Source organism: Pseudomonas knackmussii B13 (genome assembly GCF_000689415.1).
Classification (GTDB): domain Bacteria; phylum Pseudomonadota; class Gammaproteobacteria; order Pseudomonadales; family Pseudomonadaceae; genus Pseudomonas; species Pseudomonas knackmussii.
Genome location: NZ_HG322950.1, coordinates 576131 through 593986 on the forward strand (window position 1 = coordinate 576131; position 17856 = coordinate 593986).

General features: G+C 63.9%; 17 protein-coding genes. 3 read left to right on the top strand and 14 right to left on the bottom strand.

Going from position 1 to position 17856, the window contains the following annotated elements; genetic code table 11:
* Nucleotides 1-30: 30 nt before the first annotated feature.
* The 3 genes from rpoD to rpsU form a co-directional block, all read right to left on the bottom strand.
* Entirely contained in the window at nucleotides 31-1878 is a 1848-nt protein-coding gene (gene rpoD, locus PKB_RS02620) for an RNA polymerase sigma factor RpoD (protein WP_043248807.1), read from the bottom strand.
* Between the two features lie 67 nt (nucleotides 1879-1945).
* On the bottom strand, nucleotides 1946-3946 hold the full coding sequence (dnaG, locus tag PKB_RS02625; RefSeq protein ID WP_043248809.1) for a DNA primase: 2001 nt from the start codon (nucleotides 3944-3946) through the stop codon (nucleotides 1946-1948).
* Nucleotides 3947-4136: 190 nt separating this feature from the next.
* Entirely contained in the window at nucleotides 4137-4352 is a 216-nt protein-coding gene (gene rpsU, locus PKB_RS02630; RefSeq protein WP_003085057.1) for a 30S ribosomal protein S21, read from the bottom strand.
* Nucleotides 4353-4555: 203 nt separating this feature from the next.
* Here rpsU and tsaD point away from each other — a divergent pair, with 203 nt between their 5' ends.
* Nucleotides 4556-5581, top strand: a complete 1026-nt coding sequence (tsaD, locus tag PKB_RS02635) for a tRNA (adenosine(37)-N6)-threonylcarbamoyltransferase complex transferase subunit TsaD (protein ID WP_043248811.1) — start codon at nucleotides 4556-4558, stop codon at nucleotides 5579-5581.
* Between the two features lie 94 nt (nucleotides 5582-5675).
* Here the strand turns inward: tsaD and plsY are convergent, their stop codons facing one another.
* Nucleotides 5676-6245 (bottom strand): glycerol-3-phosphate 1-O-acyltransferase PlsY, encoded by a 570-nt coding sequence (gene plsY / locus PKB_RS02640; protein WP_043248812.1) that lies wholly within the window; start codon nucleotides 6243-6245, stop codon nucleotides 5676-5678.
* 82 nt (nucleotides 6246-6327) lie between these two features.
* On the opposite strand from plsY, the gene folB reads away from it, so the two are divergent.
* Both folB and folK read left to right on the top strand, forming a co-directional pair.
* Nucleotides 6328-6681: a dihydroneopterin aldolase gene (gene folB / locus PKB_RS02645; RefSeq protein WP_043248814.1), complete on the top strand. Its 354-nt coding sequence runs from the start codon at nucleotides 6328-6330 to the stop codon at nucleotides 6679-6681.
* Nucleotides 6672-7208 carry a 2-amino-4-hydroxy-6-hydroxymethyldihydropteridine diphosphokinase gene (gene folK / locus PKB_RS02650; protein ID WP_043248815.1) on the top strand — a complete coding sequence of 179 codons (537 nt, stop codon included), beginning with the start codon at nucleotides 6672-6674 and terminating at the stop codon, nucleotides 7206-7208. Before folB ends, folK begins: the two co-directional genes overlap by 10 nt.
* A gap of 75 nt (nucleotides 7209-7283) precedes the next feature.
* On the opposite strand, the gene PKB_RS02655 is transcribed toward folK, so the two are convergent.
* From PKB_RS02655 to pdxA, 10 genes are all read right to left on the bottom strand, one after another.
* Nucleotides 7284-8519: a multifunctional CCA addition/repair protein gene (locus tag PKB_RS02655; RefSeq protein WP_043248817.1), complete on the bottom strand. Its 1236-nt coding sequence runs from the start codon at nucleotides 8517-8519 to the stop codon at nucleotides 7284-7286.
* A 100-nt stretch (nucleotides 8520-8619) separates the two neighbouring features.
* Complete coding sequence (locus PKB_RS02660; protein ID WP_043248819.1) at nucleotides 8620-9129, bottom strand: DUF4136 domain-containing protein; 510 nt, start codon at nucleotides 9127-9129, stop codon at nucleotides 8620-8622.
* A gap of 58 nt (nucleotides 9130-9187) precedes the next feature.
* Nucleotides 9188-10741 carry a SpoVR family protein gene (locus tag PKB_RS02665; protein ID WP_043248820.1) on the bottom strand — a complete coding sequence of 518 codons (1554 nt, stop codon included), beginning with the start codon at nucleotides 10739-10741 and terminating at the stop codon, nucleotides 9188-9190.
* Entirely contained in the window at nucleotides 10738-12009 is a 1272-nt protein-coding gene (locus PKB_RS02670; protein WP_043248822.1) for a YeaH/YhbH family protein, read from the bottom strand. The genes PKB_RS02665 and PKB_RS02670 overlap by 4 nt, the downstream gene beginning before the upstream one ends.
* A 102-nt stretch (nucleotides 12010-12111) precedes the next feature.
* Nucleotides 12112-14034, bottom strand: a complete 1923-nt coding sequence (locus tag PKB_RS02675; protein ID WP_043248824.1) for a PrkA family serine protein kinase — start codon at nucleotides 14032-14034, stop codon at nucleotides 12112-12114.
* A 279-nt stretch (nucleotides 14035-14313) separates the two neighbouring features.
* Nucleotides 14314-14643, bottom strand: coding sequence for a thiosulfate sulfurtransferase GlpE (glpE, locus tag PKB_RS02680; RefSeq protein ID WP_043248826.1), 330 nt, complete (start codon nucleotides 14641-14643; stop codon nucleotides 14314-14316).
* Nucleotides 14644-14663: 20 nt separating this feature from the next.
* Nucleotides 14664-15488 carry a symmetrical bis(5'-nucleosyl)-tetraphosphatase gene (locus PKB_RS02685; RefSeq protein WP_043248828.1) on the bottom strand — a complete coding sequence of 275 codons (825 nt, stop codon included), beginning with the start codon at nucleotides 15486-15488 and terminating at the stop codon, nucleotides 14664-14666.
* A complete protein-coding gene (apaG, locus tag PKB_RS02690; protein WP_043248830.1) occupies nucleotides 15488-15868 on the bottom strand; it encodes a Co2+/Mg2+ efflux protein ApaG in 381 nt (126 codons plus the stop codon). The genes PKB_RS02685 and apaG overlap by 1 nt, the downstream gene beginning before the upstream one ends.
* A 29-nt stretch (nucleotides 15869-15897) precedes the next feature.
* A complete protein-coding gene (gene rsmA, locus PKB_RS02695) occupies nucleotides 15898-16704 on the bottom strand; it encodes a 16S rRNA (adenine(1518)-N(6)/adenine(1519)-N(6))-dimethyltransferase RsmA (RefSeq protein WP_043248831.1) in 807 nt (268 codons plus the stop codon).
* A 108-nt stretch (nucleotides 16705-16812) separates the two neighbouring features.
* Nucleotides 16813-17811 (bottom strand): 4-hydroxythreonine-4-phosphate dehydrogenase PdxA, encoded by a 999-nt coding sequence (gene pdxA / locus PKB_RS02700; RefSeq protein WP_043248832.1) that lies wholly within the window; start codon nucleotides 17809-17811, stop codon nucleotides 16813-16815.
* Nucleotides 17812-17856 lie beyond the last annotated feature (45 nt).

Below are 17856 nucleotides of genomic sequence, written 5' to 3' on the forward strand. Positions count from 1 at the left end.
ACCCCCGGCTTTCGGGCCGGGGGTTCGTCTTCACTCGTCGAGGAAGGAGCGTAGATGCTCGCTTCGCGACGGGTGACGCAGCTTGCGCAGCGCCTTGGCTTCGATCTGGCGGATACGCTCGCGGGTTACATCGAACTGTTTACCGACTTCCTCGAGGGTGTGGTCGGTATTCATGTCGATGCCGAAGCGCATGCGCAGGACCTTGGCTTCCCGGGCGGTGAGGCCGGCGAGGACTTCGCGGGTGGCTTCCTTGAGGCTCTCGCTGGTCGCCACTTCGATCGGGGACTGCATGGTGGAGTCCTCGATGAAGTCGCCCAGGTGCGAATCTTCGTCGTCACCGATCGGGGTTTCCATGGAGATCGGTTCCTTGGCGATCTTCAGGACCTTGCGGATCTTGTCTTCCGGCATGTCCATGCGTTCGCCCAGCTCTTCCGGGGTCGGTTCACGACCCATTTCCTGCAGCATCTGGCGGGAAATACGGTTGAGCTTGTTGATCGTCTCGATCATGTGCACCGGGATACGGATGGTGCGCGCCTGGTCGGCGATCGAACGAGTGATCGCCTGGCGAATCCACCAGGTGGCGTAGGTCGAGAACTTGTAGCCGCGACGGTATTCGAACTTGTCCACCGCCTTCATCAGGCCGATGTTGCCTTCCTGGATCAGGTCGAGGAACTGCAGGCCGCGGTTGGTGTACTTCTTGGCAATCGAGATCACCAGACGCAGGTTCGCCTCGACCATTTCCTTCTTGGCACGGCGGGCCTTGGCCTCGCCGATGGACATGGCGCGGTTGACGTCCTTGATCTCATTGACCTTCAGCTCGACTTCGCTTTCCAGGGCAGACATTTTCTGCTGGTTGCGAACTACGTCGGCCTTCAGGCGCTCCAGGGCTTCGGCGTACTTGGGCTTGCCCTTGAGTACGGCGTCGACCCAGCCTTCGTCGGTTTCGTTGCCCGGGAACAGGCGCAGGAAGTCGGCGCGCGGCATACGCGCATCACGCACGCACAGTTGCATGATGGCGCGTTCTTGCTGGCGTACGCGATCCAGTGCATCGCGGACACGGGCCACCAGGGCGTCGAACTGCTTGGGTACCAGCTTGATCGGCATGAACAGCTCGCTCAGGGCGAGCAGTTCTTCGTCGACTTGCTTGGTGCCGCGGCCGTGCTTCTTCAGGGCCTTCTTGAATTTCTCAAGCTGATCGGCGACCAGGCCGAAGCGACGCGCGGCTTCTTCCGGATCCGGACCGCCATCGCCTTCTTCTTCCTCGGAGTCGCTTTCGCTTTCCTCTTCCTCGTCCTCTTCTTCCTTGGCAGCAGCACTGCTGTCCTTGAGGTCGAGTTCGACTTCCTCGGCCGGTACCGAGCCGTCGTCCGGATCGATGTAGCCGCTGAGGATGTCGGACAGGCGGCCGCCTTCGGTGACCACCCGTTTGTAATCGTCGAGAATGCTGTCAACCGCGCCAGGGAACTGGGCGATGGCACCCATCACCTCGCGGATGCCTTCCTCGATGCGTTTGGCGATTTCGATTTCGCCTTCGCGGGTTAGCAGCTCCACGGTACCCATTTCGCGCATGTACATGCGCACCGGGTCGGTGGTGCGGCCGACATCGCTCTCTACCGCAGCCAGGGCCGCAGCGGCCTCTTCGGCAGCGGCTTCGTCGGTATCGGTTTCCGCCAGCAGCAGGGCATCCGCATCCGGGGCTGTCTCGAATACGTTGATCCCCATGTCATTGATCATGCGGATGATGTCTTCTACCTGTTCCGGATCGGAAATATCCTCCGGCAGGTGGTCGTTGACCTCCGCGTAAGTCAGGTAACCCTGCTCACGACCACGGCTGATCAACTCTTTAAGACGAGATTGCTGTTGCGCTTTTCCGGACATAACACCCTATCCACTGAAGGTCTTGGCGGGCAAAAAACAAGCTGACCATTATAGCTGAAAGATGACCTCAAGCGCCAGATGAGGTCGGGGCGACGGGAATTGCGGTGCGAGTGAGGAGTTCGAGGAGGCGCCCCTTTTCCTCTGAACTGAGTCCGCTTTCGCGATCCTTGCGGATCAGTTGCTCAAGGCTGCGCTCGCGTTGGCTGGCAGCCATCCTAGTTATAGTGTCGAAAAACTGTTGTTCAAGGTTGTCGGCGGAAATCAGCCATTCCTTCTCCGCCAGGGCGCGCAGCAGGCGGCCCTGTTCGGTGCCGTGCCAGCGGGCGATCAACTGCATCGAACGCTGCTTCGGATTCTTCTGCAGGGCCTCGAGCAGGGCGACCAGCAGTTGCGAGTAAGTCTGGTCTTCTCCGGCGAAATGGCTGGCATCTTCGACTTTCTGCGCCAGTTGCGGATGATGCAGTAAAGTCCGCAGGGCGGTCAGGGTTGGCGATTCGACACCTATCTCGGTGCGTGGTTGGCGAGGGGTGAAGTCACCGCGCTTGCCGCCTTTCTTGCCGTCCCATTTACCTTCCCACTTGCGCTCGCCTTTCCAGGGCTTTTTCTCCTGTTTCGAGAAACTTGGAGTGCTCGGCGCTTCGAAGTAGCTGGCGCTGTCCTGGTAATGCGAGTCGCCGTGATCGGCGAATTGTCCTACGTCGTAATCGGCATATTCGTGCGCGTGCTTATCAGCATGACTTGGTGCGGTGCTACCGCCCGAGCTGCGCGGTGCGCTCAACTGGTTGAGCGCTTCGCCGCTTAGGCCGGTGATTTCGCCCAGGCGTTGGCGCATCAGCAGGCGCAGGGTGTTGCCGGGGATCTTCTCCAGCAGCGGGCTGGCCAGGGTGGCCAGGTGTGCCTTGCCTTCCAGCGTGCTGGGGTCGGCTTCGCGCATCAGTTGCTGGAAGAAGTAGTCGGCCAGCGGTTGGGCTTGCTGCGCCAGGCGGGCGCGGAAGGCGTCGGGGCCTTCGGCGCGTACCAGGCTGTCCGGGTCCTCGCCTTCGGGGAGAAACAGGAAGCGTACTTTGCGCCCGTCCTGCAGGTTCGACAGTGCCGATTCCAGGGCGCGCCAGGCGGCGTTGCGGCCGGCCTGGTCGCCGTCGAAGCAGAACAGGATGTTCGGGACCAGTCGGAAGAGGCGCTTGATGTGCTCTTCGCTGGTTGCGGTGCCAAGGGTCGCCACGGCATTGCGGATGCCTTGCTGGGCAAGGGCGATGACGTCCATGTAGCCCTCGACCACCATGATCTCGTCGAGGTCGCGGTTGTTCTTGCGCGCCTCGAACAGCCCGTAGAGCTCCTGGCCTTTGTGGAAGACCGGGGTTTCCGGGGAGTTCAGGTATTTCGGCTTGTCGTCGCCCAGGACTCGGCCGCCGAAGGCGATCACTCGCCCACGGCTGTCGCGAATGGGGAAAATTACCCGGTCGCGGAAGCGGTCGTAGCGTTTGCCGCTGTCGGGGTTTTCCACCAGCAGGCCGGCGTCGAGCATGGCCTTGAGCTGCAGGTTGTCGCCACCCAGATGCTTGAGCAGGTTGTCCCAGCCGGGTGGTGCGAAGCCCAGGCCGAAGTCGCGGGCGATCTCGCCGGTCAGGCCGCGGCCTTTTAGGTATTCCACCGCGGCCTTGCGCGCCGGATGGCTCTTCAGTGCCTGGCGGTAGTAGTCGGCGGCGGCGGCGAGTAGCGGGTAGAGTGGCGAGTCGGTCGGCTGGCGCGGCTTGCCGCGACGACCGTCTTCTCGCGGCACGTCCATGCCGGCGCGTTTGGCCAGTTCCTCGACGGCCTGGGGAAAGTCCAGGCTGTCGTGGTCCATGATGAAGCCGAGCGCGTTGCCGCCGGCGCCGCAGCCGAAGCAGTAGTAGAACTGCTTGTCCGGACTGACGGTGAAGGAGGGGCTCTTTTCCTTGTGGAACGGGCAGCAGGCGCTGTAGTTCTTGCCGGTCTTCTTCAGCTGGATGCGCGAACTCACCACATCGAGGATGTCGGTGCGGTTGAGCAGGTCGTCGATGAAGGATTGCGGGATCAGGCCGGCCATAGGCTCACGCGATACGCGGGGTGGACCAAGCATAGTGCAGCGAGGCTGCGCGGGGCTTGGTTTTCAGTGGCGCGAAAAGCAAAAAACTCCGAGCTTCGCCTGCGCGAATCGGAGTGCGGTGTAGCTTGTCAGGCACTCGCCCGGCGAGTGGGCCGGGCGATGTGCAGCGCGTGCGACTGAGTAGTGAAACTCAGTACAGACGCTCGCGGCGGCGCTGTTCGCGCTGCACTTTCTTGGCATGACGCTTAACAGCGGCAGCGGCTTTGCGCTTGCGCTCAGCGGTCGGCTTTTCGTAGAACTCGCGGCTACGGACTTCAGCCAGTACGCCTGCTTTTTCGCAGGAGCGCTTGAAACGACGCAGGGCTACGTCGAAGGGTTCGTTCTCTTTAACTTTGACGGCGGGCATCCAGGTCGTACCTATCAATGATTACCGGGGATTTGCACGCTCCTGGCAGTAGGCACGGGAGACGGCGGTTTTCAAGGGTTGCGGATATTAACGGTTCGGGCTGAGGAATGCAAAGCCTCCGATCGAAAAACGCTGGTCGGCGTCCGCAGCCGGCGATTATCATGCGCGGCTTCTCATTTGCCCAGAACTGAAGGCTCGAACCCATGCGTGTGCTGGGGTTGGAAACCTCCTGCGACGAAACCGGCGTCGCCCTCTACGACAGCGAACGCGGCTTGCTGGCCGATGCGCTGTTCAGTCAGATCGACCTGCATCGCGTCTACGGCGGCGTGGTTCCCGAGCTCGCCTCGCGCGATCACGTCAAGCGCATGCTGCCGCTGATCCGCCAGGTGCTCGACGAAGCCGGCTGCAAGCCGGACGAGATCGATGCCATCGCCTATACCGCCGGTCCCGGCCTGGTTGGCGCGCTGCTGGTCGGCGCTTCCTGCGCCCAGGCCATGGCGTTCGCCTGGGGTGTTCCGGCCGTCGGCGTGCATCACATGGAGGGCCACTTGCTGGCGCCTATGCTCGAGGAGCAGCCGCCGCAGTTCCCGTTCGTCGCCCTGCTGGTTTCCGGCGGCCACACCCAGCTGGTTCGGGTGGATGGCATCGGCCGCTACCAGGTGCTCGGCGAGTCGCTGGACGACGCCGCCGGCGAAGCCTTCGACAAGACTGCCAAGCTGCTCGGCCTGGCTTATCCGGGTGGCCCGGAGATCGCCCGCATGGCCGAACAGGGCACCCCGGGGCGTTTCGTCTTCCCGCGGCCGATGACCGATCGTCCCGGCCTGGACTTCAGTTTCAGCGGTCTCAAGACCTTCGCCCTGAACACCTGGCAGCGTTGCCGGGAAGAGGGCGACGACGGCGAGCAGACTCGCTGCGACATCGCCCTGGCCTTCCAGCAGGCGGTGGTCGAGACGCTGACCATCAAGTGCCGTCGTGCACTCAAGCAGACGGGCCTGAAGAACCTGGTGATCGCCGGCGGCGTGAGCGCTAACCGCGCGCTGCGCGAGCACCTGCAGAAGATGCTCGGCGAGCTGAAGGGGCAGGTGTTCTACGCGCGCCCGCGCTTCTGCACGGACAACGGTGCGATGATCGCCTACGCTGGCTGCCAGCGCTTGCTCGCCGGCCAACAGGAAGGCCCCTCGATCGATGTGCGCGCCCGCTGGCCGATGGAATCCCTGCCGGCCGTCTGAGCACGGTGAGCTGAAAACGACAGGCTGCAAGCTGCAAGCGGCGCGCTGCCACATTCTTCTTGCAGGCTGTGGCTCGCGGCTTGAAGCTTTCTTTCTAGAAGTGCCGTTCGCGTCCTGCCAGCAGGTCGCGGAGGTTGCCGCGATGGCGCCAGACGATGAGCCCGGTCAGGAGGGTCATCGGGAACAGCACCGCCGGCATCTGCCAGGCCAGTAGCGGCAAGGTCAGCGGGGTGGCGACCAGCGAGGCGAGCGAGCTGGTGCGCGAGAGCTTGAAGGTGACGAGCCAGGCCACGACCGCGAGCAGCGCGGCCGGCGGGTAGAGCGCCAGGAGTACGCCGGCGGCGGTGGCGACGCCCTTGCCGCCGCGGAAGTTGAAGTACAGCGGGTAAAGGTGGCCGAGTACCGCCGCCAGGCCTATCCAGGCTTCCTGCATGGCGCCGACATCGAAAAGGCGGCCGATCAGGACCGGCAACAGGCCCTTGGCCAGATCGCCGAGAAGCGTGAGGATAGCGGCCTTCTTGCCGGCCAGGCGCAGCATGTTGGTGGCGCCGGGATTGCCCGAGCCGCTGGCGCGCGGGTCGGTGCTGCCGAACAGGCGGCTGAGGAGTACCGCGAAGGACAGCGAGCCAAGCAGGTAGGCGAGGATCGCCAAAAGCCAGACCATGGTTTCCACCGGGGACGAGATTGCCCCGATTCTAGCGGGGCGGCGTGCGCTTGTCGTGCGCCTGCCTTGGAGCGTGCAGCAAGTGGACAAAGTTTTTATCGAGGGCCTGGAAGTCGACACCGTGATCGGCGTCTACGACTGGGAGCGGGGGATCCGCCAGTGCCTGCGGCTGGACCTGGACCTGGGCTGGGACAATCAGCCGGCGGCCGCCGACGACGACATCGCCAAGGCGCTGGACTATGCCGTGCTGTCCGAGCGCATCGGCGCGTTCGCACGTGACGCGCACTTTCAGCTGGTGGAAACCTTCGCCGAACGCCTGGCCGCGCTGTTGATGGCCGAGTTCGGCATTCGCTGGCTGCGCCTGCGGGTGACCAAGCCGGGGGCGGTAGCCGCTGCTGCCGGCGTTGGCGTGGAGATCGAACGCGGATGCCGCTGACCACCGTTTTCCTCGGCATGGGGAGCAACGTCGAGCGCGAGCGTCATTTGCACGCAGGCCTCGAGGCGCTTACCGGCTTTGTCCACAACCTGCGCTGCTCGCCGGTCTTCGAGAGCGAGCCGGTAGGTATCCGTAGCGGTCCCTTCTTCAATCTGGTGGTGACCGGCGAAACCGAGCTGTCGCTCACCGAACTGAGCCTGCGGTTGAAACACATCGAGGCCGACAACGGCCGCTACGCGCCGGATCGCAAGGGCCTGCCGCTGGATATCGACGTGCTGCTCTACGGCGACTTGCATGGCGACTTCGACGGCCTGGTGCTGCCGCGCGCCGAGGTGCTGAAGAACGCCTTCGTGCTCTGGCCGTTGGCGCTGCTGGCTCCTGACGTTCGCCATCCGGGTGTTGATCGCGACTTCGCCAGCCTCTGGGCCGATGCGCAGATCGACCAGAGTCTGTGGCCGGTGCCCTTCCAGTGGCGCGGCATGGAGCTGACCCCGGCGGAGCTGATCCAGGCGCATCCGGCCGCCTAACCGGTTCCGGACTTCCTGCTCGCGAACCGTCGGCGCGCCGGAGGTTCGCGAGCATGCTCGCTCCTACAAGCGCGCTTATTCGTCCGGCGTGTGCGCTGCCTTGTAGGTCTTGAGCGCGTTCAGGCGCTCGCGCTTGAGCGCCTCGCCCAGTTCCGCCCCCTTGAATCCTTTCTCCAGCAGCGGTTGCACGGCTACTTCGCGTGCGGCCTGGGCTGCGCCGCGAAGGTAATCCGCCTGTGGATAAGCACGTTGCTCCAGGCCATGGCGGCCGCGCGCATCCATTTCGCTGGCGGCAATGAACTCTTCGAAGCGCTGCGGCCGGCGATAGACGTCGAAGGCCTGCAGCAACTCGAGCAGGGTATTGGGACGCAGCTCCAGCGCACGGTGCGCGTGGGTGTGGTACTCGCCGACCAGGCGCGCCAGCTCCTGGCAGTCGCGCGGCACCTTGAAGCGTGCGTTGACCGCGTCGATCAATGGCAGGCCAAGGTGTTCGTGGGCGATGTGCTTTGGCCAGTCCTCGCGCCGTGTGCGTGCCTTGCCCAGGTCGTGGAGCAGGCAGGCCCAGCGCACGGTCAGTGGCTGCTTGTGCTCGGCGCACTGGCGCAGCACGGCCAGCAAGTGTTCGCCGGTGTCGATTTCCGGGTGGTGCTCGGCCGGTTGTGGTACGCCGAACAAGGCGTCTACTTCGGGCATCAGCACGCTCAAGGCGTTGCAGTCGCGCAGCACCTGGATGAATACGTCGGGACGCGTCTCCATGAGGGCGCGGGAGATTTCCTTCCAGGTGCGCTCGGGCGTCAGCGCTTCAAGTTCGCCGGAGTCGGACAACTCGCGCATCAGCTCCAGGGTTTCATCCGCGACGCGGAAGCCCAACGGCGCAAAGCGCGCGGCGAAGCGGGCGACCCGCAGGACGCGCAGCGGGTCTTCGACGAAGGCCGGGGAGACGTGGCGTAGCAGGCGGGCCTGGAGATCGCGTTCCCCGCCGTAGGGGTCGATGACCCGGCCCTGGTCGTCCTCGGCCATGGCGTTGATGGTCAGGTCGCGGCGGATCAGGTCCTCTTCCAGGGTGACATCCGGGCTGGCGTAGAAGGTGAAACCGCCGTAGCCGCGACCGCTCTTGCGTTCGGTGCGCGCCAGGGCGTACTCCTCGCCGCTCTTGGGATGGAGGAAGACCGGGAAGTCGGCACCGACCGGGCGGTAGCCTTTTTCCAGCATGTCTTCGGCACTGGCGCCGACCACGACCCAGTCGATGTCGCTGGTGGGTTGGCCGAGCAGGCGGTCGCGCACGGCGCCGCCCACCTTGTAGATCTGCATGAAGCTGTCTCCTGTGAAGGGGATAGCTTGGGTCTTCACGGGGGCGGGTTCAAGCCGGGTGCAGGTTCGCGAGCAAGCTCGCTCCTGTGCAGAGCCGAAATCAGGGTGCCGCTTTCGGCACCTGGCCGACCAGTGCCTCGGTGGCGTGCCGCAGCAATTCGCTGCTGGCGTGCTGCGGGCTCAGGCCGGTGCTGACCGTGCCTTCCCAGAGCACCTGGTCCCGCAGGTCGGTCAGGCGCACTCGCAGAGTGCCGGTTTCGTCGTGCAGGCGGTGGATCGCGAGGTACGGGCCGAGGCTCTGCGGTGGCGGCACATCCACCTTGAACTCCAGCGGCGCGTCGCGCAGGGCCAGCCAGTAGTAGACGCGCAGTTGCGGTTGGGCAGAGTCCCGGTAGCCGCGTTGTTCCATGCCCTGGCGCAGCCAGGCATTGAGCAGCGGATAGCGGCTGGCGTAGGGCAGGGCGTCGACGGCATTTTCCGGCGGCATCAGCTGGAACGCGTGCAGGCCGTTCAGGCGCGCGTCGGCCAGCTGGGTGACGTGCGCCTGGGGAATCTGCGTGGTGCAGGTGGCGAGGGCGAGGCAGAGCAGGAGGATGGCGAACAGGCGCATGGCGACCTCGACTGGGCTAGTCGCCATGCTCTGTCGCGCTCCGGAGAGGGTCAACCGATCAAATGGGCGGGATGATCAGGTCGAGACGCGGGTAGCCCTCCTCGCTCTCGCGTTCACCCTTTGGGGGCATGTGGTGGGTCTGCACGATCTGTTCGCCGTTGAGGGTTTCCAGGTGGATGTCGAAGCCCCAAAGGCGGTGCAGGTGCTTGAGCACGTCTTCGGTGGACTCGGCCAGCGGCTGGCGATTGTGCTGCTGGTGGCGCAGGGTCAGCGAGCGGTCGCCGCGGCGGTCGACGTTCCATATCTGCACGTTCGGTTCGCGGTTGCCGAGGTTGTACTGGGCGGCCAGGGTCTCGCGGATCTTGCGGTAGCCGTCGTCGTCGTGGATGGCGTCGACCAGCAGGTCGTCCTTCTGGTCGTCGTCGAGGATGCTGAACAGCTTGAACTCGCGGATCACCTTGGGCGAGAGGAACTGCAGGACGAAGCTCTCGTCCTTGAAGCTCTTCATGGCGAACTTGAGGGTCTCCAGCCAGTCGCTGCCGGCGTAGTCCGGGAACCAGCGCTTGTCCTCCTCGGTGGGCTCCTCGCAGATGCGGCGGATGTCGCGGTACATGGCGAAGCCCAGGGCGTAGGGGTTGATGCCGCTGTAGTAGGGGCTGTCGAAGCCGGGCTGGTAGACCACGCTGGTGTGGTACTGGAGGAACTCCATCATGAAGCCGTCGGTGACCAGGCCCTCGTCGTAGAGGTCGTTGATCAGCGTGTAGTGCCAGAAGGTCGCCCAGCCTTCGTTCATCACCTGGGTCTGGCGCTGTGGATAGAAGTACTGCGCGACCTTGCGCACGATGCGCACGACTTCGCGCTGCCACGGCTCCAGCAGCGGGGCGTTCTTCTCGATGAAGTAGAGGATGTTCTCCTGCGGTTCGCTCGGGTAGCGCGCCAGTTCGTGTTCCTTGTCCTTGCCGCCGCTGCGCGGGATGGTCCGCCAGAGGTCGTTCACCTGGCGCTGGATCAGCTCTTCACGCTCTTTCTGGCGCTGCCGTTCCTCTTCGGCGGAGATCGGGTAGGGACGTTTGTAGCGGTCCACGCCGTAGTTCATCAGCGCGTGGCAGGAGTCGAGCAGGTCTTCCACGGCATCAATGCCGTAACGCTCTTCGCACTGGTTGATGTACGACTTGGCGAACACCAGGTAGTCGATGATCGAACTGGCATCGGTCCAGGTGCGGAAGAGGTAGTTACCCTTGAAGAAGCTGTTGTGCCCGTAGCAGGCGTGGGCGATCACCAGCGCCTGCATGCACTGGGTGTTTTCTTCCATCAGGTACGCGATGCAGGGGTCGGAGTTGATGACGATCTCGTAGGCCAGGCCCATCTGGCCGCGCTTGTAATTCTTTTCCGTGCTGAGGAAGTGCTTGCCATAGGACCAGTGGTTGTAGCCGATGGGCATGCCGACGGATGCATAGGCATCCATCATCTGCTCGGCGGTGATCACTTCGATCTGGTTCGGGTAGGTGTCCAGCGCATAACGCTCGGCGATACGGCTGATTTCCCGGTCGTATTGGCGGATCAGGTCGAAGGTCCACTCCGACCCTGTGGCGATCGGCTGGCGCTTGCTCATGCCACTAGCCTCCTCTGGAACAGCTCGCGGAACACCGGGTAGATGTCGGCGGCGGAGACGATCTGCTGCTGCGCGAAGCTCTCTTCGAAGGCCTCGCGTACCCGCTCGTATTCGAACCAGAGCGCCTGGTGCTCGCGCGGGGTGATCTCGACGTAGGTGTAGTACTGCACGAACGGCATGATCTGCTTGGCCAGGATATCGCGGCAGACCGGCGAGTCGTCGTTCCAGTTGTCGCCGTCCGAGGCCTGGGCGGCGTAGATGTTCCACTCGTTGGTGGGGTAGCGCTCGGCCATGATCTCCTGCATCAGCTTGAGCGCGCTGGAGACGATGGTGCCGCCGGTTTCCCGGGAGTAGAAGAACTCTTCCTCATCCACTTCGCGGGCGCTGGTGTGGTGGCGGATGAACACCACTTCGATCTTCTCGTAGTTCCGCTTGAGGAACAGGTAGAGAAGGATGAAGAAGCGCTTGGCGATGTCCTTGGTCGCCTGGGTCATAGAGCCGGAAACGTCCATCAGGCAGAACATCACGGCCTTGGAGGTGGGGTTCGGCTGCTTGATCAGCAGGTTGTACTTGAGGTCGAAGGTGTCCAGGAAGGGCACGCGGTCGATGCGCGCACGCAGCCGGGCGATCTCGATCTCCAGTTCCTGGATGTCGCCGAGGTTGTCTGGCTCATCGCGTTTCAGGCGTTCCAGCTCGGCTACTGCGAGGCGTAGTTTCTTCCGTGTGCTGCCGGTCAGGGCGATGCGCCGGGCGTGCGCCGAGCGCAGCGTGCGGACGATGTTGATGCGCGATGGGTTGCCGTCATTGCTGATGCCGGCCCGCACGGTCTTGAAGGTGTCGCTGCCGGTCAGGTGGCGCTTCACCAGGTTGGGCAGCTCCAGGTCCTCGAACATGAAGTCGAGGAATTCTTCCTGGGTGATCTGGAAGACGAAGTCGTCCATCCCTTCGCCCTGGTTGCTGGCCTTGCCGGAGCCGCGGCCGCCACCGCCGCCTTGCGGGCGCTGGATGTGTTCGCCGGTGGTGAATTCCTTGTTGCCGGGGTGGACGACGGTCTGCCGACCGCCGCGGCCATGGTGCAGCACGGGTTCGTCGATGTCGCGGCCGGGGATGCTGATCTGTTCGCCGTGTTCCATGTCGGTGATGGAGCGGCGGCTGACGGCCTCTTCGACCGCCTTCTTGATGTGATCACGGTAACGCCGCAGGAAGCGCTGGCGGTTCACCGTGCTCTTGTTCTTGCCGTTCAGACGCCGGTCGATGACGTAGCTCATGAATGCTCCTCAGGGCCTGCTGCGCGGCGGCGAGCGGCCGCCACGCAGAGGTCCGAATGCGACGGCGACCGGCGCGGCGGAATCCGCCGCGCCGATGGCAGACTACTGCGACTTGCGAACGCGCAGATACCATTCCGACAGCAGGCGCACCTGCTTCTCGGTATAGCCGCGCTCGACCATGCGCCGCACGAAGTCGTTGTGCTTCTGCTGGTCTTCCTTGCTGGCCTTGGCGTTGAAGCTGATGACCGGCAGCAGGTCCTCGGTGTTGGAGAACATTTTCTTCTCGATCACCACACGCAGCTTCTCGTACGACAGCCAGCTCGGGTTCTTGCCGTTGTTGCCGGCACGAGCGCGCAGCACGAAGTTCACGATTTCGTTGCGGAAGTCCTTCGGATTGCTGATGCCGGCCGGCTTCTCGATTTTCTCCAGCTCCTCGTTCAGCGCGGCACGGTTGAGGATCTCGCCGGTTTCCGGGTCGCGGTATTCCTGGTCCTGGATCCAGAAGTCGGCGTACAGCACGTAGCGGTCGAAGATGTTCTGGCCGTACTCGCTGTAGGACTCGAGGTAGGCGGTCTGGATTTCCTTGCCGATGAACTCGACGTAGCGCGGCGCCAGGTATTCCTTGATGAAGCGCAGGTAGCGCTCGCGGGTCTCGGGCGGGAATTGCTCCTGCTCGATCTGCTGTTCAAGCACGTAGAGCAGGTGCACCGGGTTGGCGGCGATCTCGTGAGGGTCGAAGTTGAACACCTTGGAGAGGATCTTGAAGGCGAAGCGGGTGGAAAGCCCGGCCATGCCCTCGTCGACCCCGGCGGAGTCGCGGTACTCCTGGATCGACTTGGCCTTGGGATCGGTGTCCTTGAGGTTCTCACCGTCGTAGACGCGCATCTTCGAGTAGATGTTGGAGTTGTCCGGCTCCTTCAGGCGCGACAGCACGGAGAACTGCGAGAGCATCTTCAGGGTGTCCGGTGCGCAGTGCGCATGGGCCAGCGAGCTGTTGATCAGCAGCTTGTCGTAGATCTTGATCTCGTCGGCAACGCGCAGGCAGTACGGGACCTTGACGATGTAGATGCGGTCGATGAAGGCCTCGTTGTTCTTGTTGTTGCGGAAGCTGTGCCATTCCGATTCGTTGGAGTGGGCGAGGATGATGCCGCTATAGGGCAGCGCGCCCAGGCCTTCGGTGCTGTTGTAGTTGCCCTCCTGGGTAGCAGTCAGCAGTGGGTGCAGGACCTTGATCGGCGCCTTGAACATCTCGACGAATTCCATCAGGCCCTGGTTGGCCCGGCACAGTGCGCCCGAGTAGCTGTAGGCGTCGGCGTCGTTCTGTGGGTATTCCTCGAGCTTGCGGATGTCGACCTTGCCGACCAGGGCGGAGATGTCCTGGTTGTTCTCGTCGCCCGGTTCGGTCTTGGCGATGGCGATCTGGTTGAGGATCGAGGGGTACAGCTTGACCACGCGGAACTGGCTGATGTCGCCGCCGAATTCGTTCAGCCGCTTGGTGGCCCAGGGCGACATGATCGAACGCAGGTAGCGCCGCGGGATGCCGTAGTCCTCTTCGAGGATGGCGCCGTCTTCGTCCGGGTTGAACAGCCCCAGGGGCGATTCGAACACCGGCGAGCCCTTAATGGCGTAGAAGGGCACCTTCTCCATCAATTGCTTGAGCTTCTCGGCCAGGGACGATTTACCGCCGCCGACCGGGCCCAGCAGGTAGAGGATCTGTTTCTTCTCTTCCAGGCCCTGAGCGGCATGGCGGAAGAAGGAAACGATCTGGTCGATGCACTCTTCCATGCCGTGGAAGTCGGCGAACGCCGGGTAACGGCGGATGACCTTGTTGGAGAAGATCCGCGACAGGCGCGGGTCGGTGGATGTGTCCAGAAGCTCAGGATCGCCAATGGCCATCAGTATGCGTTCGGCGGCCGTGGCGTAGGCAGTCTTGTCCTGCTTGCAGATGTCCAGGTACTCCTGCAGGGAGTATTCCTCCTGGCGGGTCGCTTCGAAGCGTTCCTGGAAGTGACTGAAAATACTCATGACGTCTCCTCGCTCGATGCATGGAGCCGGCGCGGGATCGGTCGTGTGCGGGTGCGGTCGGGCTGCCAGCGTAGCCGGCGAGATTCCCCCCAGAACTCCAACGGTGCCTGGCTTACGCCCTGAACCGCCCCAAAATGGTCACTGCCGATATCCCGGAAGCCGGTGGGCCGGCTCTCCCCTTTGATGGATGGCCTGAGGAAAAGGATAGTTCGTTATCCGGCCTGTAAAGGGGAATCGGGCGAGAAGTTACAGAAATTTTGAAGCGCGGGATCTGACGCTTCAGTCAGCCGATTCCCTGGCCGTATCCGCAGGATAGACGCTGCGCCACAGTTCGAAGCCGCCGTCGACGCTGTAAACGTCGGTGAATCCTTGCTGGACGAAGTAGGCCGCAGCGCTCTGGCTGGAGTTGCCGTGGTAGCAGACCACCAGCAGGGGCGCGTCGAGGTCGGCCTGGCGGATGAAGTCGGCAACCGAGTAATTGTCTATGTGCTGCGAACCGGTGATGTGGCCCATGGCGAAACTCTGCGGATCGCGGATATCCACCACCTGGGCGCCGGACTGACGCAGCTGTTGGGCCTGTTCGGGGGCTATGCGCTTGAATTCGCTCATGTTCTCTACCTCGGGAAAAGTCAGCTGGGCTTGGCGGCACAGCTGCAGTTGATGCGTTCGCCAGTGTCGACGTTCAGCAGCGTCATGCTACCGCCCCACACGCAGCCGGTGTCCAGGGCGTAGAGGCCGGGGATGTCGCATTGGCCTTCCAACGCCGCCCAGTGGCCAAAGATGATCTTGCGTCCTTGGGCCTTGCGCTCGGCATAGCTGAACCAGGGGGCGTAGCCCTCGGGCGCGGTGCCCAGGCCTTCCTTGCTCTTCAGGTCGAGCTTGCCGTCGGGTGTGCAGAAGCGCATACGCGTGAAGTAGTTGGTGATCACCCGCAGGCGGTCGATGCCGTGCAGCTTCTTGTCCCACTTGGCGGGTTCGTTGCCGTACATGCCTTCGAGGAACAGCGGCAGGCGATCGTCGTCGCGCAGCACTTCTTCCACCTCGGCGGCGCGTAGCAGGGACTTCTCGATGCTCCACTGCGGCGGGATGCCGGCGTGGACCAGGGTGACGTCGCGCTCGGCGTCGTGGTGCACCAGCGGCATGCGTCGCAGCCAGTCGAGCAGGTCGTCACGCTCCGGCGCTTCGAGAATCTCGCGCAGGGTGTCGGCTTTCTTCAGGCGCTCTGCGTTGTGCGCCACGGCCAGCAGGTGCAGGTCGTGGTTGCCGAGCACGCTGATCACCGAGCCGCGCATGGCGTAGAGGAAACGCAGGGTCTCCAGGGACTGCGGGCCGCGGTTGACCAGGTCGCCGACCAGCCAGAGGCGGTCGGTGGCGGGGTCGAAGTGGACTTGATCGAGCAGGCACTTCAGCGGTTCCAGGCAGCCCTGGACGTCGCCGACGGCGTAGGTGGTCATCAGTGCAGCGCCCCGGGCACGGCAAGGCGGAATACGGGGATTTCCGCGTCGAACTGGTGGCCATCGGTGGCGACCATCTGGTAACTACCGTGCATGCTGCCAACTTTGGTGTTGAGCACCGTGCCGCTGGTGTAGGTATGGCTGGCGCCTGGCTCGATCAGCGGCTTCTCGCCTACGACGCCGGCACCCCGCACTTCCTGCACATGGCCGTCGCCGTCGGTGATGATCCAGTGCCGGCTGAGCAGCTTGGCAGCCTGTTCGCCGTGGTTGTGGATGGTCACCGTGTAGGCGAAGACGTAGCGCTGCTGGTCCGGCTGCGACTGCTCGGGCAGGTGGCGGGTGGTAACGCTGACGGTGATCTGGTAACGGGGATCGCTCATGCTCGGGGTCGTCGCCTAGGGCAGGTGGATCAGGAATCGGGGGTCAGCTCGGCCAGGCGGTTGGCCAGCTTGACGAAGTCGGACACGTCCAGTTGCTCGGGGCGCAGGGTCGGGTCGACACCTACCGCTTCGATATCTTCCACCGAGAGCAAGGTTTTGAGCGTGTTGCGCAGGGTCTTGCGGCGCTGGTTGAAGGCTTCGCGGACGATGCGTTCGAGCAGGCGGTGATCCTTGGCCGGGTAGGGCGGCTCGGCATAGGGCGCCAGGCGCACGATGGCCGACTCGACCTTGGGCGGCGGGTTGAAGGCGCCCGGGCCGACGGTGAACAGGTAATCCACCTTGCAGAAGTACTGCACCATGATCGACAGGCGACCCCAGTCGCCATTGCCGGGTTCGGCGGCCAGGCGTTCCACCACTTCCTTTTGCAGCATGAAGTGCATGTCCTGGATGATCCCGGCGTGTTCCAGCAGGTGGAAGATCAGCGGCGTGGAGATGTTGTAGGGCAGGTTGCCCACAACGCGCAGTTTCTCGCCGGCCTGAGGCAGGGTGGAGAAGTCGAACTTCATCGCATCGCCCTGGTGCAGGCGGAAGTTCGGCTTCAGGCCGAATTTCCATTTCAGCTGCGGGATCAGGTCGAGGTCGAGCTCGATTACGTCCAGTTGCGCGCCGCTGTCCACCAGGCCTTCGGTCAACGCCCCCTGGCCCGGGCCGATTTCCAGCAGGTGCTGGCCTTCCTTGGCGGCGATGGCGCGCAGGATACGGTGGATCACCCCGGCGTCATGCAGGAAGTTCTGGCCAAAGCGCTTGCGCGCGCGGTGTTGGAAAAGCTCGGACATGGAGGCTCCAGGGGAGCAGCTGACAGCAGCTGGATGCGGAAAAAGGCGTAAGTTTACCAGCCCTGGGCGGCCAGCACGTAGCGCTGGCCGAACGGCGGCCGGTTGCACCTAGCCGGCGTTGCGTGCTTCCGCCATCTGGTAGGCGGTTTCCAGGGCCACCAGCAGGCTGCCGCCGTCGATCCGGCCGCTGCCTGCGAGGTCGAGTGCGGTGCCGTGGTCGACCGAGGTGCGGATGATCGGCAGGCCGAGGGTGACGTTCACCGCTGCGCCGAAACCCTTGTACTTGAGCACCGGCAGGCCCTGGTCGTGGTACATGGCGAGCACGGCGTCGCAGTGTTCCAGGTGCTTGGGGGTGAAGAGCGTGTCGGCCGGCAGTGGGCCGATCAGGTCCATACCCTCTTCGCGCAGGCGCTCCAGGGTGGGCTCGATGACGTCGATTTCCTCGTGCCCGAGGTGGCCGCCTTCGCCCGCGTGGGGGTTGAGGCCGCAGACCAGGATGCGCGGGCTGGCCAGGCCGAACTTGTCGCGCAGGTCGGCATGCAGGATGCGGGTAACGCGCTCCAGGCGTTCCGCGGTAATGGCGTCGGCCACATCGCGCAACGGCAGGTGGGTGGTCACAAGCGCCACGCGCAGGTCGCGGGTGGCGAGCATCATCACGACCTGTTCGGTGTGGGTCAGCTCGGCGAGGAATTCGGTGTGACCGGAGAACGCAACGCCGCCTTCGTTGATTACGCCTTTGTGCACCGGGGCAGTGATCATCCCGGCGAAGTCGCCGTTGAGGCAGCCGGTGCCGGCGCGGGTAAGGGTCTCCAGGACGTAGGCGGCGTTGGCCGGGTCGAGTCGACCGGCTGCGACTGCGGCGCCGAGCGGAGTGTCCCATACGAATAGGGCGCCGGCTGGCGCCGGTTGCTGCGGCCAACGTCCCGGGCCGACTTCCAGCAGCTGGATGTCCAGGTCGAGCAGCTTCGCGCGGTCGGCGAGCATCTGGCGGTTGGCGATGGCCACCAGCGGATGCGGTTGTGCTTCGCGGGAGAGCAGCAGGCAGAGGTCCGGGCCGATACCGGCTGGCTCACCGGGGGTCAGGGCGAAAAGCTTGGGGTCTTGCATGGCGGGTATCCCAGGGCGTCGACCGCTCGAATGCGGCCGGGATTA

Bases quoted from the DNA above. Each gene is read 5' to 3' on its own strand.
- rpoD (WP_043248807.1), bottom strand. From the start codon at position 1,878: ATGTCCGGAAAAGCGCAACAGCAATCTCGTCTTAAAGAGTTGATCAGC.
- dnaG (WP_043248809.1), bottom strand. From the start codon at position 3,946: ATGGCCGGCCTGATCCCGCAATCCTTCATCGACGACCTGCTCAACCGC.
- rpsU (WP_003085057.1), bottom strand. From the start codon at position 4,352: ATGCCCGCCGTCAAAGTTAAAGAGAACGAACCCTTCGACGTAGCCCTG.
- tsaD (WP_043248811.1), top strand. From the start codon at position 4,556: ATGCGTGTGCTGGGGTTGGAAACCTCCTGCGACGAAACCGGCGTCGCC.
- plsY (WP_043248812.1), bottom strand. From the start codon at position 6,245: ATGGTCTGGCTTTTGGCGATCCTCGCCTACCTGCTTGGCTCGCTGTCC.
- folK (WP_043248815.1), top strand. From the start codon at position 6,672: ATGCCGCTGACCACCGTTTTCCTCGGCATGGGGAGCAACGTCGAGCGC.
- PKB_RS02655 (WP_043248817.1), bottom strand. From the start codon at position 8,519: ATGCAGATCTACAAGGTGGGCGGCGCCGTGCGCGACCGCCTGCTCGGC.
- PKB_RS02660 (WP_043248819.1), bottom strand. From the start codon at position 9,129: ATGCGCCTGTTCGCCATCCTCCTGCTCTGCCTCGCCCTCGCCACCTGC.
- PKB_RS02665 (WP_043248820.1), bottom strand. From the start codon at position 10,741: ATGAGCAAGCGCCAGCCGATCGCCACAGGGTCGGAGTGGACCTTCGAC.
- PKB_RS02670 (WP_043248822.1), bottom strand. From the start codon at position 12,009: ATGAGCTACGTCATCGACCGGCGTCTGAACGGCAAGAACAAGAGCACG.
- PKB_RS02675 (WP_043248824.1), bottom strand. From the start codon at position 14,034: ATGAGTATTTTCAGTCACTTCCAGGAACGCTTCGAAGCGACCCGCCAG.
- glpE (WP_043248826.1), bottom strand. From the start codon at position 14,643: ATGAGCGAATTCAAGCGCATAGCCCCCGAACAGGCCCAACAGCTGCGT.
- PKB_RS02685 (WP_043248828.1), bottom strand. From the start codon at position 15,488: ATGACCACCTACGCCGTCGGCGACGTCCAGGGCTGCCTGGAACCGCTG.
- apaG (WP_043248830.1), bottom strand. From the start codon at position 15,868: ATGAGCGATCCCCGTTACCAGATCACCGTCAGCGTTACCACCCGCCAC.
- rsmA (WP_043248831.1), bottom strand. From the start codon at position 16,704: ATGTCCGAGCTTTTCCAACACCGCGCGCGCAAGCGCTTTGGCCAGAAC.
- pdxA (WP_043248832.1), bottom strand. From the start codon at position 17,811: ATGCAAGACCCCAAGCTTTTCGCCCTGACCCCCGGTGAGCCAGCCGGT.